A 26,061-nucleotide genomic window follows, 5' to 3' on the forward strand; every position below is an offset into this window, starting at 1 on the left:
CGCACTCGCGGAGGTGGTGCACGCGGCGTCACAAATGATGTACGCAAGGCGGGTCGCTACGGCGGCTGGGGAAGGGGAGGCAGACTGGTGAGCATCAAGGCTCTGGCGCAGCACCTGAATATCTCGATCGGCACGGTATCGCGCGCGCTGAACGGTCGTGCCGACGTCAATCCGGAGACGCGCAAGCGTGTGCTCGCGGCGGCCGAGGCGCTCGGCTATGTGCCGAACCAGTCCGGCCGCAGCCTGCGCCAGGGCACGACCAATGTCATCGGTTTCACCATCGAGACCAATATCGAGACCAAGTCGCAGGGCGACACCTTCTTCATGAGCGTGTTCGACGGCGTGCAGACCGTCTTCGCCCGCCACCAGCTCGACCTCGTCGTGCTGCCATGCTCCTCGGAGGATGACCCGTTCGACCATGTCCGCCGCGTCGTCTCGCGCCAGTTCGTCGATGGTCTGTTCATCTCGGCGACGCAGCGCGTCGATCCGCGCATCGATTTCCTGATCGAGCGCGGCATTCCCTTCGTGACGCTCGGGCGCAGCCAGTCCGGCGGCGAGCATTCCTGGATCGACATGGATTTCGAGGGGGTCGCGGCGGGCGCCGTCGCCCGGCTGGTGGCGCGCGGCCATCGCCGCATCGCGCTCGCCAACACGGCAAGCGGCATCAATCTGAGCTACATCTTCGAGGATTCGTACCGTCGCGCACTGGCCGAGCACGGCATCGACTATGATCCGGACATCGTGATGCGGGGCGAGATCACCGAGCGTGGCGGCTACGCCATCTGCGACCGGCTGCTCGCCCTGCCGGATCGCCCGACGGCGGTCGTGCTCGTCAACGAGAGCCTGGCGATCGGCATCTATCGTCGCCTGCACGACGCGGGGCTGATGCCCGGCCGCGACATGGCGATCATCGGGCTCCGGCAGAGCCCGCAGGCGCGATTCCTGTCGCCGACGCTGACCTGCCACCGGCTGTCGCTGCATGATGTCGGCGTCGAGCTGGCGCAGTCGCTGCTCGCCACCATGCCGGCCTATCGCGACCACTATCCGCAGGGCGTCACGCAGAAGATCTGGCCGATGGAGCTGGTGCCGGGCGAGAGCGATCCGCCGCTCGGCGGCTGAGCCGGCATCCGGCCCGCCTTGCCAGGGGCGAGTCCCTGCCCTAGAACAAAGCATGAACTTTGTTGGGAAGACGGCCGATGAACCTGCGTGAAAAGCTCACGATCCTGGCCGACGCGGCCAAATATGACGCCTCCTGCGCCTCGAGCGGCTCCGACCGCAAGCATGCCGCGCCCGGCCCGGACGGCAAGGGTGGCATCGGTTCGACCGAAGGCATGGGCATCTGCCATTCCTACGCGCCGGATGGGCGCTGCATCTCGCTGCTCAAGATCCTCCTCACCAATGCCTGCAGCTTCGACTGCCTCTATTGCGTCAACCGCGCCTCGTCCAACGTGCCGCGCGCCCGCTTCACCGTGGCGGAAGTGGTCAAGCTGACGCTCGACTTCTATCGGCGCAACTATATCGAGGGATTGTTCCTCTCCTCCGGCATCCTGCGCGATCCCGACTACACGATGGAGCAGGTAGTGGCGGTGGCGCGCTCGCTCCGGGTCGAGCACGGCTTTCGCGGCTACATCCATCTGAAGACCATTCCGGAGGCGAGCGAGGCGCTGATCACCGAGGCGGGGCTCCATGCCGACCGCCTGTCGATCAATATCGAGCTGCCGACCGAGACGGCGCTCAAGGCGCTGGCGCCGGAAAAGAGCGTCCCCTCGATCCGCCGCACCATGGGGCGGCTGCGGCTCAAGCTCGACGAGGCGAAGTCGGAGCAGCACCTGAAGCATGCGCCGCGCTTCGCGCCGGCCGGGCAGAGCACGCAGATGATCGTCGGCGCCGACGCGGCGACCGACCGCTCGATCCTCGACCTCTCCGCCAATCTCTACGGCTCCTATGGCTTGAAGCGGGTCTACTACTCCGCCTTCAGCCCGATCCCGGATGCGAGCCGCAAGCTGCCGCCGGCCGCGCCGCCGCTGCTGCGGGAGCACCGGCTCTACCAGGCCGACTGGCTGCTGCGCTTCTACGGCTTCTCGGCCGACGAGATCGGCGGCGCGTCGGGCATGCTCGATCTCGACATCGACCCGAAGCTCGCCTGGGCGCTGGGTCATCGCGACCGCTTCCCCGTCGATCTGAACCGGGCCGGCCGCGAGACGATGCTGCGGGTGCCGGGCCTGGGCGCGAAAACGGTCGACCGGCTGATCGTGGCGCGCCGGCATCGCACGCTGCGGCGCGAGGATCTCGGCCGGCTGCGCCTGCCGCTCGGCAAGATCCTGCCCTTCGTCGAACTGGGGGACCACCGGCCGACGCGCCTCCTCGATTCCGACCGCCTCGCGGCGATGCTGCGCCCGCGCCCGGCGCAGATCGAGCTGCCGTTCTAGCCATGCACCGGGTCGCGCTCGCAGGGCCGGCGGATTTCAGCGGTTGGCGCGACGCGGCGCGCCGCCTGGCACGGCAGGGCGTCGATCCTGCCGACGTCGCCTGGATGGTCGACGGCGAGGCTGATCTCTTCGGCGCGCTCGATCCGCCGATCGCCACCCTGCCGGAGGGCCCCGCCTTCGCGGTGCCGCGCGGCTTTCTCGAATTGGCCGAGACGGCGATCCTGCATGTCGATCCCGAGCGTTTCGCGCTGCTCTACAGGATGCTTTGCCGACTCAAGACCGATCACGACGCGCTGGAAGACCGTGTCGATCCGCTGGTGACTCGGCTCGGCCGGCTCGCCAAGGCGGTCTATCGCGACATCCACAAGATGCACGCCTTCGTCCGTTTCCGCTCCGTCGCGACCGAGGCTGGCGAATGCTTCGTCGCCTGGTTCGAGCCGGAGCACCATATCGTCGAGGCCGCGGCGCCCTTCTTCGTCCGCCGGTTCGCGTCGATGCGCTGGTCGATCCTGACGCCGGAGCGCTGCGCGCATTGGGACGGCTCCGTGCTGCGCTTTTCCGACGGCGTCGATCGGGGCGCGGCGCCGGATGAGGACAAGCTCGAGGCGCTCTGGTGCGATTATTACGCGGCGATCTTCAATCCGGCGCGACTGAAGCCGCAGGCGATGCGCTCGGAGATGCCGAAGAAATACTGGCGCAACCTGCCCGAGGCCTCGCTCATTGATTCCTTGATCCGGTCTGCGGCGACGAGGAGCGCCGAAATGGTCCAGCATGCCCCATCCGCGCCGAACAGAAGCCCGCAGCGCGGCCGCGCCGCCCCGGCGCCGACCGCGCCTGCCGGTTCGCTGGAGGCGCTGCGCCTCGAGGCGGCAGACTGTCGGCGGTGCCCGCTCTTTGCCGATGCGACGCAGACGGTGTTCGGCGAGGGGCCGGCGGATGCGGCGATCGTCTTCGTCGGCGAGCAGCCGGGCGACCAGGAAGATCTGGCCGGGCGGCCGTTTGTCGGACCCGCGGGCCAGGTTTTCGACGTGGCGCTGCAGGAGGCCGGCATCGATCGCGGCGCTGTCTATGTCACCAATGCGGTCAAGCACTTCAAATTCGTGCCGCGCGGCAGAAGGCGCCTCCACCAGAAGCCGAACATGGGGGAGATCAAGGCCTGCCGCTGGTGGCTGGAGCAGGAGCTGGTACTGCTCCGGCCCCGCCTCGTCGTCGCGCTCGGCGTCACGGCGTTGACCGGGCTGCGCGGCACGGCGGCCCCGCTTGCCTCGGTCCGGGGACAGGCGCTCACGCTGGCGGACGGCACGCCGCTGATCGCGACCGTGCATCCGTCCTTCCTGCTGCGCCTGCCGGACGAAAAGGAGAAAGCGCGCGAAGCCGCACGCTTTCTCGAGGATCTCAGGCGCGTCGCCGCCCTGGCGAAGGCCGCCTGACTACCAGCAGGTATAGCCGCCGTCGGCCGAGACGATCGAGCCGGTCATCAGGCTCGCCGCGTCGCTGGCGAGGAAGTGCACGACCGAGGCGATCTCGTCGGTCTCGCCCATGCGGCCCATCGGCGTGCCGCCGACCCAGGCGTCCCACATCTTCGGATCGTCCTTCACGAAGGCGGTCAGCGGCGTGTTGATATAGGTCGGCGCCACGGCATTGACGCGGACCCCGCGCGAGCCCCATTCGGCCGCGAGCGACTTGGTCAGGTGGTGCACGCCGGCCTTCGAGGCGTTGTAGAAGGCCTGCTCCTGCGGCTTGTTGACGATGAAGCCCGACATCGAGCCGATATTGACGATCGAGCCGCTGCCGGCCTTGAGCATGTAATTGCCGAAGGCGCGGCAGCACCAGAATGTGCCGTTCAGATTGACGTCGATGACGTTGAGCCAATGCTCGTCTGTCACCGTCTCGGCCGGCGTCATGCTGCGGGCGATGCCGGCATTGTTGACGAGGATGTCGATCTTGCCATGCTTGGCGACGACGTCGTCGGCGACCTGGTTGACGCGGGCCGAGTCCGTCACGTCCATGACGACGACGTCGACGTCGTAGCCCTTCGCCTTCAGGCTGGCCTGGCCGGCCTTCGCCACCGTCTCGTCGCGATCGGCGATGATCACCTTGGCGCCGGCCTCGGCGAGCGCCTCGACCGTGGCGAGGCCGATCGACTGGGCGCCGCCGGTGACCAGCGCTACCTTGCCGTCGAGACGCAGTTTTTCGAGATACATGAACTTCCTCCAGAGTGGGCGCTTCTCCCCTGATGCCCAAGCTAGAGAAGGAACGCGGCTCCGTCACGAGCGAAGCCGCGTCATCCCGCAAGATTTGTATTCGTTCGCAACGATCGCCCTATGGGGCCGGCGTGACCGGCTTGTCGGTTTCGGTCTTGCCGGGGGCGTCCCCCGGGGGATGGGCTGGATCGCGCGGCTCGGCCTGGTTTTCCGGCGTGTCGCCCTGGATGTCGGGCGGCCGCCGCGTGTTGCCGAAGCTGCTGTTGCCGCCGGGTTTGTCCTTGTCATAAGGCGTCGACATGCTGCGTCTCCTCGGGGTTTCGTGTCGAGGAAAACCCGCTGCTCCCGATCCGGTTCCGTGCGGCGGCGTCATGGGGGTCAATCGACGAGAATCAGGAACGGCACAGGGTGGTGGGGCGCCTGCTTGTCGAGCCTGGCGAGCCGCGCGAGGTTGGAGACGACTGAGCGCTGCAAATGGCGCGCAAGCGCCTGCTGCGCTTCCGCAAGCTGGCCGGCCACGAGATGGTCGAACACCGCAAGATGCTCGCCGAGCATGATCTCGATCTCGTCGGTATCGCGATGGCGCTGGAACGTCTCGTGCATGGCGATCAGCGGCAGCTGGCTGCGCCGGATCGCATGGCGCAGCTGGCGGTTCCCACAGCTCAGCACCGTATCGACATGCAGGTCCTGCTCGAGCTGTTCAAGATTGGCGGCGGTGCGGCGGCCGGACTGGACGCGGCGAATGCGCTCCTGCCTGGCATGGAGATCGGACTGACTGAGCCGTGCCATCGCCTGCTCCAGGGCGATCGGCTCCAGCAGCCAGCGCAGCTCGAAATGCTCGCGCATCAGTTCCGGCGTCAACGGCCCGGCATACCAGCGCTGGTTCTTGTCCTGAATGACGAGGCCGGTTCGGTCGAGCGCGGTCAGAACCTCGTGCGCCACCGTGCGGCTGACGCGATAATGCTCGGCCAGCAGGCTCTCGTTCAGCTGGAAGCGGCCATAGGGCAGGCAGCCGGCGACGATGTGCTCGACCTCCGGATAGATCGTCGCCCGCCGGTTGCGCGTCTTCGGTTCCAGCATGAGCGTGTCGGGCAGCGTCAGGCCGGCCTCGACCAGATCGCGCCGTAGCGGTTCGGCGTCGATGTCGTCGCCGATCATCAGGCCGCGGCCACCGAAACGGGTGACGAGGCCCTCGTCCTCCAGCCGCTTCAGCGCGGCGCCGGCCGGAATCCGGCTCGACTGGAAGGCACGCGCCAGCGCCGTCTCGCCGACGACGAGGCCGCCGGGCAGGACGCCGTCGACGATGTGGCGCCGCAGGACGCGGTAGATCACCTCGTACAGAGGCAATCCCGCATCCCCCGGCTCGTCGGTCCTAGCCATGCGCCGTCGCGGCGGCGGCATGCCCGGCCTCGGCGCCGGCATGGATGAAGCCCATGATCTCGCGACTCATCGGTTCGTAGCGACGCGAGTTCTCGATCGTGCCGGTGAGGGCGAAGTCGCTCATCACCAGGATGCGGTCGGCCAGCGTGATCATCTCCGGCATGTCGCTGGAGATCAGAAGCACCGAGACGCCCTCGCGTGTGATCTCGCCGATCAGCTCGTGGATCGCCGTCTTGGTCTTGATGTCGATGCCGACCGTCGGCTCGTCGATGATCAGGATCTCGACGCCGGCCGCCAGCCATTTGGCGATCGACACCTTCTGCTGGTTGCCGCCCGAGAGCTTGCCGACCGCCTGTTCGATCGACGGCGTCTTCACCTCGAGCTTGGCGACCAGCGGCTCGGCGACACGGCGCTCGGCGGCGCGGCCGATCAGGCCGAGCTTCGAGGCGATGCGGCGCCAGACCGAGATCGCGATGTTGGAGCGGATCGGATGGGTGAGGATCAGCCCCTCGGCCTTGCGGTCCTCCGAGATGTAGCCGAGCTTGTGGCGGCGGATCGCCGTCGGCACGTCGGGGATCGTCACCACCTGGCCGTTCAGCCGCAACTCGCCCGAAACCACCTTGCCGTCGCCGATCAGCGCGCGGGCGAGTTCGGTGCGGCCGGCGCCGACCAGGCCGTACAGGCCGAGAATCTCGCCCTTGTGCAGCTGGAAGCTGATGCTCTTGTGGCCGAAGGAGGTGGCGAGGTTCTTCGCCTCCATCACGGTCTTCGAGCGGTCGACGTCGCGCGTCCCCATTTCGGCGACGCGCTCCTCGCGTCCGATCATCGCCGAGACGATCTTGCCGCGGTCCATGCGGCTGATCGGCTCGCCCGCGGCGGCGATGCGGCCGTCGCGCAGCACCGTGACGCGGTCGGAGATCGCCATCACTTCTTCGAGCTTGTGGGAGACGAAGACGATCGCCTTGCCCTCGTCGCGAAGCCGCCGGACGACGGCGAACAAGGCGTCGGCCTCATGGCCGGTGATCGAGGCGGTCGGCTCGTCGAGCAGCAGCACCTGCGCTTCCAGCGACAGTGCCTTGGCGATCTCGACGATCTGCATCTGCGCCACCGAGAGATGGCGGACCTCGGTGCGAGTGTCGATCGACGGGTCGATCATGTCGAGGAATTTTCGCGCCTCGGCATGCACCTTGTCGAAGTCGATCACGCCGTTCCGCGTCGGCGGACGCTCGATCATGATGTTCTCGCCGACGGTGAAGCGCGGGATCAGGTTGCGCTCCTGGTGCACGGCCGAGATGCCGGCGGCGATGGCGTCGCGCGGCGAGTGGAAGTCGACCGGCCTGCCGTCGACGAGCAGCCGGCCGCGATCCGGCCGGTAGAGACCGGTGATGATCTTGATCAGCGTCGACTTGCCGGCGCCGTTCTCGCCCATCAGCGCGTGGGTTTCGCCGGGCAGGATCTCGAACGAGACATTGTCGAGCGCGGTGACGCCGGGAAAATCCTTGCCGATGCCTTCGATGGTCAGACGCATGATCAGGCACCTCCGGCGCGGACGGCGCGCAGCCGGTTCAGGCCGACGGCGGCGAGGATCAGGGCGCCGAGCAGGAACTGCACCCAGTAGGGATCGACCTTGGCCAGCACCATGCCGTTCTGGATGATGACGATCAGCACCACGGCGAGCGCAGTGGCGGCGACCGAGATGTGGCCGCCCGTCAGCGCGGCGCCGCCGATGATCGGGGCGGCAAACGACATCAGCAGCCAGTCGACGCCGATCGACGGCTGGGCCGAGCCGAGCTGGGCGACGGCGAGGATGGCAGCGGCGCCGGCGAGGAGGCCGGACAGCGTATGCGCCATGACGATGACGCGGTCGCGCGGGATGCCGGAGAGCTCGGCCGCGTGAGGATTGCCGCCGACGGCGAGAAGCTGGCGGCCGGGCACGGTGCGGGCGAGGAAGAAGGCGAGCGCCAGCGCTATCAGCACGGGCGGCAGCAGCAGGTAGGGCAGGGCATAGAGGCGGCCCGTGCCGAAAGCGACGAAGCCGGCGGGCAGGTTGTAGAACGGGATCGACTCGGTGATGCCGAGATTGATGCCGGTGAAGGCGGACGCCGTCGCCAGCGTGATGATGAATCCGTTGATGCCAGTGCGGACCGTCAGCAGGCCGTTGATCAGGCCGCCGGCGGCGCCGATGGCGAGGCCGGCGAGAACAGCGACGGGAACCGGGAAGCCCCATTTCTCCATCATGCCGCCGACGGCGATGGCGACGAGGCCGCCGAGCGCACCGACCGACAGGTTCATGTGGCCGACGGCGAGCGTCAGCATCTGAGCAAAGGCGACGATCAGCACGACGCAGAACGAGCGCAGCATCACATAGAGATTGAACTCGGTCAGGAACGCCGGCGACATCGACGCCAGCACGACGAGGCCGACGAGGATGGCGACGGCGAGCGCCGACCATTCATTGGCGAGAAAACGTTGGCCGAGGGTCATGTTGTTGGTCATGCGCTGCGTCCTGAAGTTTGGCGCGGGTTCTTGCGGCCAAGGCTGCGGCGTTCGGCATAGACGCCGCGATAGCGGTCGACCATGACGGCGAAGAGCAGGATCAGGCCGAGGAAGAGCTGCAGCCAGAAATTGCCGACCTGCATGACGAGCAGGCCCGAACGCAGCGTCGTGACGAGCAGCGCTCCTAGGATGGTGCCGACCACCGACACGAAGCCGCCGGCGAGCAGAGTGCCGCCGAGGACGGGCGCCAGGAACGAGGGCAGAAGCCAGTCCTGGCCGATCGACGGCATGGCGGCGCCAAGGCGGAATACCAGCATCAGTCCGGCCGAGGCGGCGAGCGCGCCGGAGAGCGTATGCGCGATGATGATGGCGCGGCCGACCGGCACTCCGGAGAGCTCGGCGGCGCGCGGGTTGGCGCCGGCGGCGAGGATCTCGCGACCGAGCGCGGTGAAGCGGAACAGCACGATCAGCGCGGCGCCGAGGCCGAGCGCCACGAACAGCAGCGGCGACAGGAAGCCCCAGCGCATGCGGCCGAAGGCGGCGATCTCGGGCGGCAGCGCGTTGAAGGTCTGCGCCTTGGAAAGGATCAGCATGCCGCCGAGGAACAGGCTGGCGCTGGCCAAAGTGATGATGAAGGAATTGACTCCCGAGCGGACGATGACGAAGCCGTTCAGCCAGCCGAGAAAGGCGCCGAGCAGCAGCGCCAGCGCCATGGCGACGGGGATCGGCAGGCCGATCGTCTGCATCAGATAGCCCGACGCCATCACGGCGCAGACACCGATCGAGCCGATGGCGAGGTTCATGCCGCCGGTCGCCAGCACGACCATGGTCGAGAAGCCGATGACGATGTCGACGGCGAGCGAGCGCGACAGGGCGAACAGGTTGAACGACGAGACGAAGCCGGGGGCAAGGCTCGTGAACAGGACCCAGAACAGCACGATGATGACGGCGAGGCCGATCAGGTTCGACTGTTCCGCCAGCCAGGACGGCCGTGCGCGGGATTGGGAAGAGACGGATAGGGTCATGGTGAAGCCATGTGTGAGGCGAACCGGTTGGCAAGGCGCCATTCGCGGAAGATCTGGCCTTCACCTCCCCCTGAGGGAGAGGTCGGACCGAAGGTCCGGGTGAGGGTTTTCGGTCTCACCGGAAGTTTCCTAAACCCTCACCCGCCGGCTTCGCCGTCGACCTCTCCCTCAGGGAGAGGTGAAGGGTATCGTGCCGGGCAGGGTAGAAGGCCGGGCGGGATTGCATATCCGCCCGGCCGATCCGCGATACCGCTTACTTGCAGTCGAGGTACTTGTCCTTGAAGGACGCCTGGATCTCGGTCGTGATCTTCTTCAGGTCGTCCTTGTAGGTCGCCGCGTTGGCGTTCGAGATCAGCAGCGTGCCCGAATCGATGAAGCGCTCGGTCTGCGGCGTTTTCACGAAGGGAGCCTCGGCCTTGACCGTGCAGGTGCCGCTGGCGAGCAGGTCGAGCACATAGGCGCCGACATAGCCCTGGCCATAGGGGTTCTGCGCCATCGTGCCGGCTGCGAAGCCGTCCTTGATGGCGTCGAGGACGATCTGGTCGTCATCGATGCCGACCAGCTTGATGCGCTTGTCGCCGAGATTGCGCAGCGACTTGGCGGCGACCACCGACGGGATGTAGGCGGTCGAGATCAGGCCGTCGATCTCGTCCTTCTGGGCGCCGAGCAGGGCGTTGATCTTCTGGTCGGCGGCTTCCTGCGCATCGGTATCGGTGATGTGCTGGACGACCGTCACCGCGCCGTTCGTCTCGGAAGCTGCCTTCTCGACGGCATCCATGCGCAGCTTGGTGTTCGGGTCGACGAGCAGGCCGGCCAGATGGACGATCTTGCCCTTGCCGCCGAGCGCCTCGATCAGCGCCTTGGTGCCGAGATAGGCCGAGTTGTAGACGTCGGTGCCGAAGCAGAACGACACCTTGGTCGGGTCCTGCGCGCAGCCGGCGAGCGCCAGCGACGGGATGTTGTTGGCGGAGAGCTCCTCGACCGTCGAGTTAATGCCGACAGCGTCGCCCGGGAAGATGCCGAACGCATTGTAGCCCTGGGTCACCAGGCTCTCGACCAGCTCGGTCTGCAGGTTGAGCTTCCATTCCGACGGAACCTTGAAGTCGACGGCGGCGATGCCGAAGTCCTTCGCCGCGTCCTTGCCGGCCTGTTCCCAGGGCGCGAAATAGGGATGCGGGCCGCCCGGAATGAGCGCGATCTTGTTGTCGGAAGCATAGGCCGAACCGGCGGCCAGACCCATCAGGGCGGCAGCGAGCATCGGCAGGGCGCGCGAGCGCGCGCCACGGTGGCGGTTATTCATGATGTCCTCCCTCGGCGACAGACGGGGCTGCTCCACCAGCCCGCGTTCGCGGGGAGGATGTAAGCACGATCGCATATCGCGTGCAATATGCGATGCGTCGGGAATGCGAGATCGTTCGCGGCGGCGACCACGACGCGAACAGGCCCCGCCCCCGGGGTTCGAGGCGAGGCCTGGATTTGGATAGGTCAGTCAGGTCAGTCAGATATTCGGTGGAGCGTCCGCGCGCATGGGGGCGGGCGCGCGGACGCTCGAGGACTTATTCCGCCTGCGGAGCGGCGTCGTCCTCCGGCATGTCCGGCGCCGCCGGAGCGGCGTCGGGAGCTGCCTGGTCGCCGGCCCGATCCGGGCCAGGGCCACGATCACGGCCGGGACCGCGCATCGGCGGACCGAAGCGCAGATCGGCATCGGCGAGCTTCTGCAGCTGTTCCGGCGTCAGCTTCGCCTTCAGCCCGTCGATCGCCTTCTGCAGATCGGCGGCCTTGGCGGCGCGCTCGGTCGAGCGGCGGATCAGCCGCTCCTCGCGGGCGAACGGCGCCTTGTCGGCCTCGGCCGCCGCTGCGTCCGGGCGGGCCGGCGGCTGGAACATGGCGAGGAGGGCGTTGGTATAGCCGCGCCAGGCATCCTTCTGGTCGGGGCGGATGTCGATCAGCGTTTCGGCCGCGTTCAGGTTATTGGCGAGCCACATCTGCATGCGTTCGCCGCGCGGGCCGTGCGGGCCATGGCCGCGCATGTCGCGGCCGTGGTGGCGGCCGCCGCGGCCTTCCTGGTTGCCGGCATGCCTGCCGCCATGCGGTCCGCGCTTCATTTCGCCCTTGTCGCCACCCTTCGACGCTTCGGCGACGGTGTCGGTCTTGGCGGCGAAAGCGGCCGGAGCGACGGCGATGGCGGAGGCGCCGGCGAGAGTGACGATGGCGAGAGCTGCGAGAGTACGCTTCATGGAAAATCTCCAATTGCTACGCTGGACACGAACCGAAGCTAGGGAACGGCCGTTTCCCCGATAGGTCGTTTCGTTTCCCAGCATGTCCGCCTTCAACGATTCTGTTGCGAAATGTTTCCGCCGGCACGTTTGAGACGCTCGGTTACGAAAAACCTGCCCCCTGTCATCTAGGACGGGGTAGAGCTTTTTCACCGGGGCACGCGACGCGGGCACGGGTAGCCGGAGAAACGAGTTAGCCGATACGATGTCCAATCCGCCGCATATCCTCGTCGTCGATGACGATCTCGAAATCCGCAAGCTGCTCGGCCGCTATCTCGACGGTCAGGGCCTGCGCGTCTCGCTCGCCGCCGACAAGCGCGAGCTCGAGGAAAAGCTGGCGACGCAGCAGATCGACCTGATCGTGCTGGACGTCATGCTGCCGGACGGTTCGGGTCTCGACATCTGCCGCCAGCTGCGCGATCGCCGGCCCCAGATACCCGTCATCCTGCTGACGGCCCTGAAGGAAGACGTCGACCGCATCATCGGGCTGGAGATCGGCGCCGACGACTATCTCGGCAAGCCGTTCAATCCGCGCGAGCTGCTCGCCCGCATCCGCGCCGTGCTCCGCCGCACGACAGATGTGAACGAGGCGCCGGCCGCGATCGCCCGCTATCGGTTCGCCGGCTTCGTCGCGTCGCCGGAAACGCGGGCCCTGGCCGATCCCGACGGCGTCGACATCGTGCTGACCGGGGCGGAGTTCGACCTGCTCCGCGTGTTCCTCGACCGGCCGGGCCGGGTGCTGTCGCGCGAGCAGCTGCTCGATCTGACGCAGGGCCGCGAGGCCGACCCGCTCGACCGGTCGATCGACGTGCTGATGAGCCGGCTTCGCCGCAAGCTCGGCGATGACGGCAAGTTCCAGATCTTCAAGACGGTCCGCAACGGCGGCTACCAGCTCGCCGTCAAGGTCGAGACGGAGGGCGAGGCGTGAACTCGCTGCGCCTGAAGATCGCGCTGCTCGTTGTCGTGGCCATTGTCGCCGTCGTCGGCCTGGCGACCCTCGTCGCCGTCAGCGTGATCGGCCGGCCCGGGCCGGAGCGCGCGCTCGGGCCCGCCGCCATCCAGATCGACCTGATCGCGCGGCTGGTCGAGCGCCATCCGGAGGATTTCCAGGAAGGCCTGGTCGAGCGCGGCTCGATGCGCGGCAAGGATCTCGGCATTCGTCTGCGGCCGAAGCCGGCGCGCGGGCCGGTGCATGAGGGGCTGACGGAATCGCTGCGCGGGATGCTCGAGCATATCGGCCATCCGCGCGACGTCGTCGTCACCGAGCCGCGCCATCGCGGTCCGACCATGGTCTCCATCCCGATCGCCGATCTCGGCTATATCGCCGTGCCGCTTTCGAACACGCCGCCGACCCGCGCCGGCTGGCCGATCCTGATCGGCTGGATGCTGGCGATCATCCTGGGCGCTGCCGGCATCGCGCTGGTCATCGCCAACCGGCTGACCAAGCCGTTGCAGATGATCGAGGCGGCGATCGCCTCGGTCGGCGCCGATGGCGTGCTGCCGGTCCTGCCGGAAACCGGCTCGGCCGAGATGCGGGCGACGGCGGGGGCGCTGAACCGGCTATCGGCCCGGCTCAAAAACGCCATGGAGAGCCGGATGCGCCTGGTCGCGGCGGCCGGCCACGATTTGCGCACGCCAATGACGCGGATGCGGCTTCGCGCCGAATTTCTCGACGAGGACGAGCGGCAGAACTGGCTGAACGATCTCGAGGAACTCGACCGCATCGCCGACAGCGCCATCCGCCTTGTCCGCGAGGAAGTGGATGAGGGCGAACGCGAACCGCTCCGGCTCGACGAGCTGGTGCGGCGGCTGACGACCGAGCTGGCGGCGCAGGGCCGCGACATCGCCGCCGGCCGGCTCGAGCCCGTCCAGGTCGCGGCGGCGCCGCTGGCGCTGACGCGGGCGCTGCGCAATCTGATGATCAACGCCGCCACCCATGGCGGCGGCGGCGTCGTCACGCTCGGAAGCGACGACGGCATGGCCGTGATCCGCATCGCCGACCAGGGGCCGGGGATTCCCGAGGCGATGATCGAACGCGCCTTCGAGCCGTTCTTCCGTGTCGATCCCGCCCGCCGCCAGTCGGTACCCGGCGCCGGCCTCGGCCTCGCCATCGCCAAGGAGATCATCGAGCGGCTCGGCGGCCGGATCGTCATGCGCAACGGCGTGGATGGCGGCCTCGTGCAGGAGATCGCCCTGCCGCTGGCGGCGGCGCCGGCGGAGAGCGTCGCGAGCTGAAGCGGCTCTATGCGAAGCGACGGACAAGCTGTTGCCTGAGCTTCACGAGGCTGTGCTACCGTCCCGGCGAAACCACGCCTGAACGGACAAAGAACGTGACCCTTTCGATCGAACAACGCTCTGCCCGCCTCGCCCTCGCCAGGGAGGTGGCCCGCGAGGCCGGCGCGCTGGCGCTCAGCTATTTCGAGCGGCTCGCCACCCTCGCCGTCGAATTCAAGCAGGGCGGCCAGGACGTCGTCAGCATCGCCGATCGCGAGGTCGAGGTGCTAATCCGGGCCCGCATCGCGGAAAAATTCCCCGAGGACGGCGTGCTCGGCGAGGAGGATGGCCTGGTCGAGGGCCAGTCCGGCGTGCTCTGGGTCGTCGATCCGATCGATGGCACCAGCCCGTTCCTCAACGGCCTGTCGCATTGGTGCATCTCGATTGCCGTCGCCGTCGAGGGCGAGGCCGAGATCGGCGTCATCTACGCCCCAGTCAGCGACGAGTTCTTCTCCGCCGCCAAGGGCATGGGCGCCTTCCTGAACGACGCGCCGATCGCGGTCGCACCAGCCCGTTCGATCGAGGATGGCCTGCTGGGCTTCGGTAGCAACCACCGCATCCCGCCCGCCGATGTCGGTCGCTTCATAACCGTGCTGCTGGACGCCGGCGGCATGTTCTACCGCAACGGCTCCGGCGCGCTGATGCTTGCCTATGTCGCCTGCGGCCGGCTCGTCGGCTACTACGAGCAGCACATCAATTCCTGGGATTGCCTGGCTGGTCTCTGCCTGATCCGCGAAGCCGGCGGCTGGCACAATGATTTCCTCGCCGGCGAGGGCATGCTGAAGGGTAACCGCATCGCCGGCGGCGCGCCGCAGATGAAGGCCGGGCTGATCGCGCTCCTGGAGCGCGCCGGCGCCTCGACCGAGACGATCGCCTGAGGCGGGCGCGCGGTCAGCCTCTCGCGCGAGCGGATAGGACCGGCCCAGGCCGGCTCGCTCGTCGTCGTAAGCTCGCCGTCATCCCGGACGCAGCGAAGCGGAGATCCGGGATCCATTCAGCCGGGTTGCCGGCAGTTTGAAGGATCCTCGTTCTTCCCGCGAACCCGGCTGAATGGATCCCGGGTCAAGCCCGGGATGACGCCGGCGCATTGCGGCGCCGGCGGTGCCAAATATGGGTGCAGAGGCGCTGCTACACCCCCGGTCCCGACGCTTCGCGCAGGTAGCGGACCGGGCGTTCCGGCGCCAGCGCCAGGGCCGCGCGGACGATTGCCTGCGCGTCGATGCCGTGGTGGCGGTAGAGATCGGCGATGGTGCCGGTCTGGCCGAAATGCTCGACGCCGAGCGAACGGGTGCGGTGGCCGCCGACCGAGCCGAGCCAGCCCAAAGTCGCCGGATGACCGTCGAGAACCGTCACCAGCGAACAATGATGCGGCAGGTCGGCGAAAAGCCGTTCGACATGCGACTGCGCATGGACGAGGCCGCGCTCGCGCGCTCGTCCGGCCGCCGTCCAGCCGGCATTCAGCCGGTCGGCCGAGGTGATGGCGAGCAGGCCGATGTCGCGCCGGTCCTCGGCGAGCAGCCCCGTCGCCTCGATCGCCTCGGGCGCCACGGCGCCGGTATAGGCGATGACGATCTCGGCATTCGGGCCGGGCTTCCGCAGCCAATAGGCGCCGTCGACGATGGCGCGCGACAGCTCGTCGTCGATGGTGCGGGTCGGCTGCTCGAGCGGCCGCGTCGACAAGCGCAGATAGATCGAACCGCCGGTCTGGTCGCGCAACCAGGTGCGCTCGTCCGGATCGCCGTCGCCGTTCCTCTGGATATAGTCGAAGCCGAAGCGGAGGATGGTGGCGAGCTCGTCGACGAAGGCAGGCTCGAAGGCGGCGAGGCCGTCCTGCGCCATGCCGATCAGCGGCGTGCCGATCGACTGGTGCGCGCCGCCTTCCGGCGCCAGCGTGATGCCGGACGGTGTGGCGACGAGGATGAAGCGCGCATCCTGGTAGCAGGCATAGTTGAGCGCGTCAGCGCCGCGATAGATGAAAGGGTCGTAGAGCGTGCCGACCGGCAGCAGGCGTTCGCCATTGATCGAATGGCTGAGGCCGAGCGCCGACAGCATCAGGAACAGGTTCATCTCGGCGATGCCGAGCTCCAGATGCTGGCCCGACGGCGAGAATTCCCAGTTGAAGGTCGAGGGAATCCGCTCCGACTTGAAGGTGTCTGCCATGCTTTCGAGCGCGAACAGGCCGCGCCGGTTCACCCACGGGCCGAGGTTCGTCGAGACGGTGACATCGGGCGAGGTGGTGACGATGCGGTTGGCAAAATCGGAATCCTCGCGCGAGATCTCGTTCAGGATCTGGCCGAAGCCGGCCTGGGTCGAGAGCTCCCTGCCGCCGACGCCCGGCGCCGGCAGCACGGCCGGCACGTCGATATGCGGCGCGGCCTCGGCCTTCTCGCGCTTGTTGAACGGCACGGTGTCGAGGAAAGCCTGCAGCTTGGCGGGCGCTGCCGAAAGGCCCTCGAAATTCTCCCACTCATGGCCGGGACGGACGTTCATCGCGGTGCGGAACGCGTCCATCTGGGTCGGGTTCATCAGCCCGGCGTGATTGTCCTTGTGGCCGGCGATCGGCAGGCCGAAGCCCTTGATCGTATAGGCGATGAAGCAGGTCGGCCGGTCGTGCTCGCCGGCCTTGGCGAAGGCGTCGAGCAACGTCGGCAGATCATGGCCGGCGAGGTTGGTCATCAGCTTCGCGAGGTCGGCGTCGGAGCGCGCCTCGATCAGCTTGGTGACCGGGCCCTGGTCGCCGATCTCGTCGAGCAGCCGCTTGCGCCAGGACGCGCCGCCCTGGAAGCAGAGCGCCGAATAGAGCTGGTTCGGGCAATTGTCGATCCAGTCGCGCAGGCGTTCGCCGCCCGGCTCCTGGAAGGCCGCTTCCAGCAGCACGCCGTACTTGAGAACGACCACATCCCAGCCAAAGTTCTGGAAGATCGCCTCGAAACGCTGCCACAGTCCCTCGCGCACGACGGCGTCGAGGCTCTGGCGGTTGTAGTCGACGATCCACCAGGTGTTCCTGAGGCCGTGCTTCCAGCCCTCGAGCAGGGCCTCGAAGATGTTGCCCTCGTCCATCTCGGCGTCGCCGACCAGCGCGATCATCCGGCCTTCCGGCCGATCCGCGTGGCTCCAGCCCTTGGCGCGGACATAGTCCTGCACCAGCGAGGAAAACAGCGTCTGTGCGACGCCGAGGCCGACCGAGCCGGTCGAGAAGTCGACACCGTCAATGTCCTTGGTGCGCGAGGGGTAGCTTTGGGCCCCCTTGTAGCCGCGGAAGTTTTCGAGCTTCTCGCGGGTCTGGCGGCCGAGCAGATACTGGATGGCATGGAAGATCGGGCTTGCATGCGGCTTGACCGCGACGCGGTCCTGCGGCCGCAGCACGTCGAGATAGAGCGCCGTCATGATCGTCGCCAGCGAGGCGGACGAGGCCTGGTGGCCGCCGACCTTCAACCCTTCCGCATTGTCGCGCAAATGGTTGGCGTTGTGGATGGTCCACGCCGCCAGCCAGAGGATCTTCTTCTCCAACTCGGCCAGGATGGCGAGCCGGTCCTGGGACGGAGAGGTGGGGCTGGGCGCGTTCGACATGGACGATCCTCCATCGATCCGAAATCCAAGCATGAACCGGGCGCGACGCCCGGTCCAGCCGTTCTGTGCCGCGCGCACCGGGGGGCCAGGCGCGGCAATCTTCACTTCGCGGCTCAGCCGATGCGCGATCCGGTCGTGGTATCGAACAGGTGGATCCGCTCGACCGGGAACGAGACGCTGACCGTATCGCCGCGCGCGGCGAGGCCACGCTCGAGCGAGAACGCCTTGACGTCACTGCCGAAGGCGTTGGCGTGCAGGATGGTGCCGAAGCCGGTCGGCTCGACCAGGTCGATCTGGGCCGGAATGCTCTCCGGCTCGTTCTTACCGACGACGACATGCTCGGGCCGGATGCCGAGCGTCACCCTGGCGCCGTCGGCCGTCGAGGCGGGCCCGGCGAGCGCGACGGTCACGCCCTGGCCGAGTTCGACGCGCGGCGCGCCGTCGGTGGCGCGATAGGTGCCCTCGAACATGTTCATGGCCGGCGACCCCATGAAGCCGGCGACGAACAGGTTGGCCGGCCGGTCATAGAGATCGAGCGGGCTGCCGACCTGCTGCACGATGCCGGCATTCATGGCGACGATGCGGTCGGCCAGCGTCATCGCCTCGATCTGGTCGTGCGTGACATAGATCGAGGTGGCGCCGAGATCCTGGTGCAGCTTCTTGATCTCGCCGCGCATGTGCTCCCGCAACCGCGCGTCGAGGTTCGAGAGCGGCTCGTCGAACAGGAAGGCCTTGGGCGAGCGCACGATGGCGCGGCCCATGGCGACGCGTTGGCGCTGGCCGCCGGAGAGCGCCTTGGGGCGGCGCTCCATCAGCGGCGTCAGGCTCAGCTTTTCGGCGGCGCCGGAGATCGCCGAGGCGATCTTTTCCTTGGCGGTCTTCCGGAGCCGCAGGCTGTAGCTCATGTTGCCGGCGACGGTCATGTGCGGATAGAGCGCGTAGGACTGGAACACCATGGCGATGTCGCGGTCCTTGGGATCGAGCTCGTTGACGCGCTTGCCGCCGATCTTGATCTCGCCGGCGGAGATGTCCTCCAGGCCGGCGATCATCCGCAGCAGGGTCGATTTTCCGCAACCGGACGGGCCGACCAGCACGACGAATTCGCCGTCCTGGATGGTCAGGTCGACGCCGTGCAGGATCTTGACGGAGCCGTAGGCCTTGCGGACGTCTTTGATGTCGATGGATGCCATTGCGATGCTCCCTCAGCCCTTGACCGCGCCGGCCGTCAGGCCTTGCACGAGGTAGCGCTGGATAAAGAAGAAGAAGAGACAGGCGGGGATCAGGGCGAGCACGCCCGCAGCCATCATCTGTCCGAAATCGACCGAGAACTTCGAGACGAAGCTGAGCAGCCCGACCGGGAAGGTGCTGGCATCGACGCCGGAGATCAACATCAGCGCGAACAGCAGTTCGCTCCACGCCGCCGTGAACACGAAACCGAGCGTCGCTGCCATGCCCGGCAGCGTCAGCGGCAGGATGATCTGCCTGAACGCCATGAAGCGCGTGGCGCCGTCGATCATCGCGGCTTCTTCCAGGTCCTTCGGGATGCCGTCGAAGAAGGACTGCATCAGGAAGGTCGCGAACGGCACGTTGAAGGCGACGTAGACGAGCACCAGGCCGGAGAGGCTGTTGGTCAGCCCGAGCGGCGACAGGATCTTGAAGATCGGCGCGATCAGCATCACCAGCGGGAACATCTGGGTCAGGAGCATCAGCCCGACGATCCAGAACTTGCCGCGGAACGAGAAGCGCGACATGGCGTAGCCGCCGAGCGACGACAGGATGGTGACGATGACGGCGGTCGACAGCGACACGATCATCGAGTTGCGGAAGAACAGCGGGAAATCGCTGTGCCGGATCACGAAGTCGAAATGGTCGAACACCGCCCGTGACGGCCACAGCCGAACGCCCTCGGAATAGAGCAGGTCGTTCGGCGTGACCGAGATCTTCAGCACCCAGAACAGCGGGAACAGGGCGAACGCCACGTAACAGAGGATGGCGGCGCGGTGGGCGATCGTGGCGACGATGCGCTTGTTGCTTCTCATGTCTCAGCGCTCCCTGAGCAGCGTCTGGCGCAACAGCACGATCAGCATCGAATAGACGAGCAGCAGCGCGAGCAGCACCATCGCAATCGCCGAGGCGTAGCCGAAATCGAGCCTGCGGAAGGCCGTGGTGAAGATGTAGCTGGCGACGATCTGCGTCCGGTCGGCCGGGCCGCCATTGGTCATCACGACGATCAGATCGGCGAAATTGGCGATCCAGACGGTGCGCAGCATGACGGTGATGGCAATGGTCGGCGCCAGGAAGGGCAGGGTGATCGAGCGGAAGCGCTGGAAGGGGGTGGCGCCGTCGATGGCGGCCGCTTCGTAGAGATCGCGTGGGATCGACTGCAGCGCCGCCAGCAGCGTGATGGCGAAGAACGGGATGCCCCACCAGACATTGGCGATGATCGGGCCCCACATGGCGTGGTCGGGGCTCGACAGCAGGTTGTCGGGCGCGTCCATCAGGCCGAGGCCGAACAGCCAGTGCGGGATCGGGCCGACGATCGGGTTGAACAGCATCGCCCAGTTCAGGCCGGACAGGAAACTCGGCACCGCCCAGGGCAGGAAGCAGAGCGCCTGCGCCAGGCCGCGGCCGCGGAACGGCTTGTCGAGCAGCAGTGCCAGGATCAGGCCGAGGCAGAACTGCAGCGCCACCGAATAGCCGGTCCAGTAGACGGTGTTTTTCAGCGCCTGCCAGAAGGTCTTGTCCTTGGCGAGCGCGCGGAAATGGTCGAGGCCGATGAAGCCGCCCGAGAACGGGTCGAGCAGCGTGATGTCGCGGAAGGCGTAGGAGATGCCGATCACCAGCGGCACCAGCATGACCGTGACGATCAGGATCAGGGCCGGGGCGGAATAGAGATAGGGCTCGCTCGCCGAGGCGAGGCGCCGCAAGAACGGTCGTCGGTCGCGCCCATAGGGGGCGGCGTTCACGGCCTCTGTCATCGAAAGTCGATCCCTTTGGTCTCTTCGCACCCTGCCGGAGCCTCTCTTTCGCGGAGGTCGCAGTCGCGGAATTCTGTTTCGGCAGAGGGGCCGGGCGCGGGATGGTCTGCTCCGCGATCTGGTCTGCCGGGATCCGGCCCTCCGCGAAGAAGGGCCGGACTGGCGGTCGCGCCGGCTGGCCGTGGCTCAGCCGGCGCGACACGGCCTCACTTGGTGGCGAGGAACTTCTGCTGGCTCTTGGTCAGGTAGTCCGCCCATTCCTGGCCGAGTTCCTGCGGCGTGATCTCGCCGAGCAGCGCCTGCTGGCTGGTCTTGATCACGAGCGAGTCCTTGAAGAAGGCGAACTCGGGCAGGTAGGTCGGCATGACGGTCGGGACGACGTCCTTGTCGGACAGCTCGGCGAACCAGCCCTTGAACTGCTCGCTGGCGTAGAACGGGTCGGTCTCGGCCGACTTGCGAGCCGGCAAGGCGCCTGTCTTCTTGTTCCAGGCGATGTTGCCTTCCTTGCCTTCAAGGGTAGCGAGCAGCTTCCAGGCGGCGTCCTTGTTCTCGCTCGTCGAGAACATCGACCAGCCGGCATAACCGATGGTCGGGAAGGTCTTGCCGTTCTCGCCCTTCGGCATGGTCATGATGCCGTAGTCTTCCGGCTTCATCCGCTCGGCGATGGCGATCAGCGCGTCCGGATCCTGGTCGAGCATCGCGCAGGTGCCGGAATAGAAGCCGGCGACGATCTCGTTGAAGCCCCAGTTGACGCTGTCCTTCGGCGCATAGCCCTTCTTGTACAGGTCGGTGAAGAAGGTGAGGCCCTTGACCCAGCCGGCGTCGGCGAAGGTCGAGGTGCCGTCTTCCTTGAAGAAGGCGTTGTCGCCGTTGGCGGTGGCGCCGAACATGACCCAGCCGTTCAGGCCGCCGGGGCCACCGCGCATGCAGTAGCCCGACTTGCCCGGAAGTGCCGAAACCTTCTTGGCGGCTTCCTCGAATTCGGCCAGCGTCTTCGGCACCTCGGTGACGCCGGCTTCCTTGAACAGGTTCTTGTTGTAGAACATCGCGCGCAGATAGAAGCCGTAGGGCAGCATGTAGGCGGTGTTCTTGACCGAGCGGCCGAGCTCGAGCGCGCGGTCGTTCAGGTCGGAAGCCTCGTCCCACTTGGCCAGATAGGGTTCGAGGTCCTCCAGCATGCCGCGATTGGCATAGAGCGACAGCCAGGTGTCCGGCATCTCCATCACGTCAGGCGTCTCGCCGGCGGCGACCATGGTCGCGAACTTTTCGAAGGCCTGGCCCCAGGGCAGCGAGATGATCTCGACAGTGGTGCCGGGATTGGCCTCCTCGAAGGTCTTGACGATGCCCTTCAGCGTCTCGGTGCGTTCCGGGCTGGTGATCACTTCGACCAGCTTCAGCTTGGTGTCGGCGAGCGCCGATCCGGCGAGCAGCGCCGTCATGACGGCGGCTGCGGCGATCTTCCTGAACATGGTGGTTCTCCCTCTTGTTGATTGCAGCGGTGTTTACGGACGCCGGGCGGATTCGATCGCCGCGGCGAGATCGTTCCAGAGCGCGTCGGCCCCCTCGAGACCGACATGCAGGCGGACCATGTTGGCGTCGATGCCGAAATCGATCGCCGAATTGGGGCCTGCCGCCTGTACCCGCACGACCTGGGCGGGCACGACGAGACTTTCATGGCCGCCCCAGCTGACGCCGAGCTTGAACAGCCGAAGCTTGTCGGCGAAGGCGGGGATGTCGACCACGCCGTCGCGGAATGTGAACGAGAACAGGCCGGACGTGCCGGACAGGCTGGGCGGCAGGGCGTTGCCGAGGCCGGGATGCGACACGGAGGCGACCGCGTCATGGTCGGCGAGGCGGCGCGCCACATGCAGCGCGGCGGCCTCGTGCGCCTTCATGCGGATCGGCAGCGTGCGCAGGCCGCGCACCAAGAGCCAGGCATCGAAGGGCGACAGCTTGCCGCCGAGATAGGGCAGCGTGCCGGAGCGGATCTTGCCGATCAGTTCCTTCGAGCCGACGACGACGCCGGCGACGACGTCGCTGTGGCCGCCGAGATATTTCGAGGCCGAATGGAGCACCAGGTCGACGCCGAGCTTGATCGGCTGCTGGAACACCGGCGAGGCCCAGCTGTTGTCGATCGCCGTGATGACGCCGTGGCTTCTGGCGAGAGCCGCCAGCGCCTGGATGTCGTGCGTCTCCATCGTCCAGCTGGTCGGGCTCTCCATGTAGAACAGCGCCGCCCCTGGCAGCGCCGCCGCCACGGCGGCCTCGTCGAGCCCGTCGACATAGGTGACGCTGACGCCGTAGCGCGACAGCAGCGTCTCGAACAGGCGATAGGCGTCGGGATAGACATGGCGCACGCAGACGATGCGGTCACCGGGCTTCACGAAGGTGATCACCGTCGAGGAGATCGCCGCCATGCCGCTGCCGAAGGCGAGGCCGTCCTCGGCGCCTTCCATGCCGGCCACCTTCTCCTCGAAGATGCGCACGGTCGGGTTCAGGCCGCGGCTGTAGACTGGGCGGACCTTGTTGCCCTTGTAGGTCTCTTCCATCTCGGCATAGGACGAGAAGGTGAAGAGCGAGGTCTGCACGATCGGCGGCACGACCGCGTCGTAGGCATTGCCCTCGTCATGCGCGGCGAGGAGGGAGGCGTGCTCGAAGGACGCGACGCTGTCGTTCATTTCATTGCCTTGTCGGATTGGTGGGCGATGTCCTGCGACATCTCCCGGATGTCTTCCTCGACGATCTGGAGGATCGCGAGGGTTTCATTGCGGGCCCGCTGCGGGTCCTGCGCCGCGATGGCGTCGAACAGGGTGCGGTGGAACGGGAAGGACCGACCGGCGAAATCGGGCCGGTCGAACGGCTTCGACCAGAAGCGCTCGAACGCCTCGCGCATCTGCTCCAGCAATTGCCCGAACATCGGATTGTGCGAGGCGTCGTAGACGGCGAGGTGGAAGGCGAGGTCGTATTTGCCGGAGGTGCCTTCGGCGAGGTGCACCGTCTCCATCTCGTCGAGCCGCGCCTCGATGATCTCAAGATCGGCGCTGGTGCGGCGGAGCGCTGCCAGCGCCCCTGCCTCCGCCTCGAGCCCGCGCCGGATGTCGAGCGTCGCCAGCAGGCCCTCGCGCAGGTCGCTCGCATCGATCTGCAGCGGCATGTGGATGGTGTCGGGCGAGATGCCGCGCAGCAGATAGGTGCCGCTGCCCTTGCGCGACTCGACGACGCCGAGTGCCTGGAACTGGCGGATCACCTCGCGCACCGTCGACCGACCGACGGCGAGCGACTGCATCAGCTCGCGCTCGGTCGGCAGGCGCTCGCCCGGCCTGAGGCCGGACTGCGAGATGAAATCGGCGAGTGCCTTCATCACCGTGCCGGCGCGGTCGGAGGCGGGAAGGGGGGAAAGGCCGGGAAAAGACGGGGGATCGCCCGCGCCGGTGGCGCCGCGATGCCGTGTGTCTGACGATGAAGTCGCCTTGATCACGCTGTGTCCCCGGTCCGTCTGTGACGAAATTGGTCTGACATCTGATCATTTCTACAGACGGGGCTTTTCGTCAAGAGCCAGACTTTCGGCAGTCGGGTGACGTTTTGGGCACCATGCCGCTTCCGCAGCGGCACATATCGGCAAAACAGCGCGATGGCGCCGCTATTGGCCGGGGCCGTGACCTGCTAGCTTCGTTGCGCGCATTGTGCGCCGGGCGGGCGAGCGATCATGAATGACAAGCCGGCACTTCAGATCACGCCGACGCGGTTCGAGATGGAGGTCGACGGCCATGCCGCCTTCATCCTCTATCGGCTGCAGGGCGACGTCATCGAACTCGTCCATACGGAAGTGCCGTCGGAGCTCGCCGGTCGCGGCATCGGCACCAAGCTGGTCCGCGCCGTGCTGGAAAGGCTGCGCGACCGTGGCGCCCGGATCCACCCGCTCTGCCCCTTCGTGCACGCCTATATCGCTCGCCACGGCGAATATGCCGATCTCGTCACCGACTGAGCTTCGATCCCAGCCAACGGAGGCTATGGATGCCTGCCTATGACGCCATCATCATCGGCACCGGCCAGGCCGGCCCGCCGCTAGCCGGCCGGCTTGCCGCCGCCGGCCAGAAGGTTGCCATCATCGAGCGCAACCTGATCGGCGGCACCTGCGTCAACACCGGCTGCACGCCGACCAAGACGCTCGTCGCCAGCGCCAAGACGGCGCAGATGGCGCGGCGGGCCGCCGAATATGGCGTCGTTCTCGAAGGATCGGTCGGCATCGACATGCGGAAGGTCAAGGCGCGGGCCGACGCCGTCTCCGGCGCCTCGCGCGACGGCGTGACGTCCTGGCTCGCCGGCATGGAGAACTGCACCCTCTATCGCGGTCATGCCCGCTTCCTCGACCGCAAGCGGGTCCAGGTCGGCGACGACGTGCTGACGGCGGAGCGGATCTTCATCAATGTCGGCGGCCGCGCCGCTTTGCCGGATATTCCCGGCCTCGCCGACACGCCGCATCTGACCAACAGCACGATCATGGATCTCGATACCGTACCGGATCATCTCCTGATCATCGGCGGCAGCTATGTCGGGCTGGAATTCGCGCAGATCTATCGCCGCTTCGGCGCCAGGGTGACGGTGTTCGAGACCAGCCCGCGCCTGATCCGCCGCGAGGACGAGGACATCTCGCGCGCGGTGGCGGGAATTCTGGCGGCGGAAGGGATCGACATCGTCGTCGGCGCCACCAACCTGTCGGTCGGGCGGGCGACCAACGGCGCCGCGGCGGGTGGCATGATCGCGCTCAGCCATGACGGTCCGAACGGCCTGCGTACCGTGTCCGGCTCGCATCTGCTCGTCGCTACCGGCCGACGTCCCAACACGGACGATCTCGACGCCGAGAAGGCCGGCGTCGCGCTCGACGCGCATGGCTACATCATCGTCGACGACGCGCTCAAGACCAAAGCCGACGGCATCTGGGCGATGGGCGACTGCAACGGCCGCGGCGCCTTCACCCATACCTCCTACAATGATTTCGAGATCGTCGCCGCCAACCTGCTCGACAAGGATTCCCGCCGCGTCAGCGACCGCATTCCGGTCTATGCGCTCTATATCGACCCGCCGCTCGGTCGCGTCGGCATGACCGAGGCGGAGGCGGTCCAGACCGGCAAGCGCATCCTCGTTTCCACGCGGCCGATGACGCGGGTCAGCCGGGCGATCGAGAAAGGCGAGACGCAGGGTTTCATGAAGATCGTCGCCGACGCCGACAGCGGCGAGATCCTCGGCGCGGCGCTGCTCGGTACGGGCTGCGACGAGGCCGTGCACTCGCTGATCGACGTGATGTATGCCCGCCGGCCGTTCGATCAGGTCCGCCGCGGCGTCCACATCCATCCGACGGTTTCGGAGCTTCTTCCCACCATGCTGGGCGATTTTCAGCCCGTTTCACCGTGATGTCGCCGCACTTACCT

General features: G+C 67.2%; 23 protein-coding genes. 8 read left to right on the forward strand and 15 right to left on the reverse strand.

Features of this window, described 5'->3' with window-relative positions:
• Positions 1-84 precede the first annotated feature (84 nt).
• The 3 genes from G342_RS0119640 to G342_RS0119650 all read left to right on the forward strand — a co-directional run bounded on the left by G342_RS0119640 (position 85) and on the right by G342_RS0119650 (position 3,859).
• On the forward strand, positions 85-1,119 hold the full coding sequence (locus tag G342_RS0119640; RefSeq protein ID WP_156831032.1) for a substrate-binding domain-containing protein: 1,035 nt from the start codon (positions 85-87) through the stop codon (positions 1,117-1,119).
• A gap of 77 nt (positions 1,120-1,196) precedes the next feature.
• Entirely contained in the window at positions 1,197-2,429 is a 1,233-nt protein-coding gene (locus G342_RS0119645) for a putative DNA modification/repair radical SAM protein (protein WP_018184879.1), read from the forward strand.
• A gap of 2 nt (positions 2,430-2,431) precedes the next feature.
• On the forward strand, positions 2,432-3,859 hold the full coding sequence (locus tag G342_RS0119650) for a UdgX family uracil-DNA binding protein (protein ID WP_018184880.1): 1,428 nt from the start codon (positions 2,432-2,434) through the stop codon (positions 3,857-3,859).
• Here the strand turns inward: G342_RS0119650 and G342_RS0119655 are convergent, their stop codons facing one another.
• From G342_RS0119655 to G342_RS25440, 8 genes are all read right to left on the reverse strand, one after another.
• Positions 3,860-4,633 carry an SDR family NAD(P)-dependent oxidoreductase gene (locus tag G342_RS0119655; protein ID WP_018184881.1) on the reverse strand — a complete coding sequence of 258 codons (774 nt, stop codon included), beginning with the start codon at positions 4,631-4,633 and terminating at the stop codon, positions 3,860-3,862.
• 118 nt (positions 4,634-4,751) lie between these two features.
• Entirely contained in the window at positions 4,752-4,934 is a 183-nt protein-coding gene (locus tag G342_RS0119660) for a hypothetical protein (RefSeq protein ID WP_018184882.1), read from the reverse strand.
• Between the two features lie 77 nt (positions 4,935-5,011).
• Positions 5,012-6,013 (reverse strand): GntR family transcriptional regulator, encoded by a 1,002-nt coding sequence (locus tag G342_RS24730; RefSeq protein WP_210162357.1) that lies wholly within the window; start codon positions 6,011-6,013, stop codon positions 5,012-5,014.
• Positions 6,006-7,541, reverse strand: coding sequence for a sugar ABC transporter ATP-binding protein (locus G342_RS0119670; protein WP_018184884.1), 1,536 nt, complete (start codon positions 7,539-7,541; stop codon positions 6,006-6,008). Before G342_RS0119670 ends, G342_RS24730 begins: the two co-directional genes overlap by 8 nt.
• A 2-nt stretch (positions 7,542-7,543) precedes the next feature.
• Positions 7,544-8,509 carry an ABC transporter permease gene (locus tag G342_RS0119675; RefSeq protein WP_018184885.1) on the reverse strand — a complete coding sequence of 322 codons (966 nt, stop codon included), beginning with the start codon at positions 8,507-8,509 and terminating at the stop codon, positions 7,544-7,546.
• Positions 8,506-9,534, reverse strand: coding sequence for an ABC transporter permease (locus G342_RS0119680; RefSeq protein WP_018184886.1), 1,029 nt, complete (start codon positions 9,532-9,534; stop codon positions 8,506-8,508). The genes G342_RS0119675 and G342_RS0119680 overlap by 4 nt, the downstream gene beginning before the upstream one ends.
• Positions 9,535-9,787: 253 nt before the next feature.
• Positions 9,788-10,834, reverse strand: a complete 1,047-nt coding sequence (locus tag G342_RS0119685; protein ID WP_018184887.1) for a substrate-binding domain-containing protein — start codon at positions 10,832-10,834, stop codon at positions 9,788-9,790.
• Between the two features lie 256 nt (positions 10,835-11,090).
• A complete protein-coding gene (locus G342_RS25440; RefSeq protein WP_018184888.1) occupies positions 11,091-11,771 on the reverse strand; it encodes a hypothetical protein in 681 nt (226 codons plus the stop codon).
• A 244-nt stretch (positions 11,772-12,015) separates the two neighbouring features.
• On the opposite strand from G342_RS25440, the gene G342_RS0119695 reads away from it, so the two are divergent.
• From G342_RS0119695 to G342_RS24740, 3 genes are all read left to right on the forward strand, one after another.
• On the forward strand, positions 12,016-12,738 hold the full coding sequence (locus tag G342_RS0119695) for a response regulator (RefSeq protein ID WP_018184889.1): 723 nt from the start codon (positions 12,016-12,018) through the stop codon (positions 12,736-12,738).
• Positions 12,735-14,045: an ATP-binding protein gene (locus G342_RS0119700; RefSeq protein WP_018184890.1), complete on the forward strand. Its 1,311-nt coding sequence runs from the start codon at positions 12,735-12,737 to the stop codon at positions 14,043-14,045. Before G342_RS0119695 ends, G342_RS0119700 begins: the two co-directional genes overlap by 4 nt.
• 95 nt (positions 14,046-14,140) lie before the next feature.
• The gene (locus G342_RS24740) at positions 14,141-14,962 is read left to right on the forward strand and encodes an inositol monophosphatase family protein (protein WP_156831030.1); all 822 of its coding nucleotides are present in this window, start codon (positions 14,141-14,143) and stop codon (positions 14,960-14,962) included.
• Between the two features lie 250 nt (positions 14,963-15,212).
• Here the strand turns inward: G342_RS24740 and G342_RS0119710 are convergent, their stop codons facing one another.
• The 7 genes from G342_RS0119710 to G342_RS0119740 all read right to left on the reverse strand — a co-directional run bounded on the left by G342_RS0119710 (position 15,213) and on the right by G342_RS0119740 (position 23,993).
• On the reverse strand, positions 15,213-17,654 hold the full coding sequence (locus G342_RS0119710) for a transketolase-like TK C-terminal-containing protein (RefSeq protein ID WP_018184892.1): 2,442 nt from the start codon (positions 17,652-17,654) through the stop codon (positions 15,213-15,215).
• Positions 17,655-17,767: 113 nt separating this feature from the next.
• Complete coding sequence (locus G342_RS0119715) at positions 17,768-18,844, reverse strand: ABC transporter ATP-binding protein (RefSeq protein ID WP_018184893.1); 1,077 nt, start codon at positions 18,842-18,844, stop codon at positions 17,768-17,770.
• A 12-nt stretch (positions 18,845-18,856) separates the two neighbouring features.
• Positions 18,857-19,693 carry a carbohydrate ABC transporter permease gene (locus tag G342_RS0119720; RefSeq protein WP_018184894.1) on the reverse strand — a complete coding sequence of 279 codons (837 nt, stop codon included), beginning with the start codon at positions 19,691-19,693 and terminating at the stop codon, positions 18,857-18,859.
• A 3-nt stretch (positions 19,694-19,696) separates the two neighbouring features.
• Complete coding sequence (locus G342_RS0119725) at positions 19,697-20,632, reverse strand: carbohydrate ABC transporter permease (protein WP_018184895.1); 936 nt, start codon at positions 20,630-20,632, stop codon at positions 19,697-19,699.
• 206 nt (positions 20,633-20,838) lie between these two features.
• Positions 20,839-22,101 (reverse strand): ABC transporter substrate-binding protein, encoded by a 1,263-nt coding sequence (locus G342_RS0119730; RefSeq protein ID WP_018184896.1) that lies wholly within the window; start codon positions 22,099-22,101, stop codon positions 20,839-20,841.
• 33 nt (positions 22,102-22,134) lie between these two features.
• Entirely contained in the window at positions 22,135-23,310 is a 1,176-nt protein-coding gene (locus G342_RS0119735) for a PLP-dependent transferase (RefSeq protein ID WP_018184897.1), read from the reverse strand.
• Positions 23,307-23,993, reverse strand: a complete 687-nt coding sequence (locus tag G342_RS0119740; protein ID WP_018184898.1) for a FadR/GntR family transcriptional regulator — start codon at positions 23,991-23,993, stop codon at positions 23,307-23,309. The genes G342_RS0119735 and G342_RS0119740 overlap by 4 nt, the downstream gene beginning before the upstream one ends.
• Before the next feature lie 345 nt (positions 23,994-24,338).
• On the opposite strand from G342_RS0119740, the gene G342_RS0119745 reads away from it, so the two are divergent.
• Complete coding sequence (locus tag G342_RS0119745) at positions 24,339-24,617, forward strand: GNAT family N-acetyltransferase (RefSeq protein ID WP_018184899.1); 279 nt, start codon at positions 24,339-24,341, stop codon at positions 24,615-24,617.
• 29 nt (positions 24,618-24,646) lie between these two features.
• Positions 24,647-26,044 carry an FAD-containing oxidoreductase gene (locus G342_RS0119750; protein ID WP_018184900.1) on the forward strand — a complete coding sequence of 466 codons (1,398 nt, stop codon included), beginning with the start codon at positions 24,647-24,649 and terminating at the stop codon, positions 26,042-26,044.
• Positions 26,045-26,061: the final 17 nt, after the last annotated feature.

Origin of the sequence: Kaistia granuli DSM 23481, from assembly GCF_000380505.1 — a bacterium.
Lineage (GTDB): Bacteria > Pseudomonadota > Alphaproteobacteria > Rhizobiales > Kaistiaceae > Kaistia > Kaistia granuli.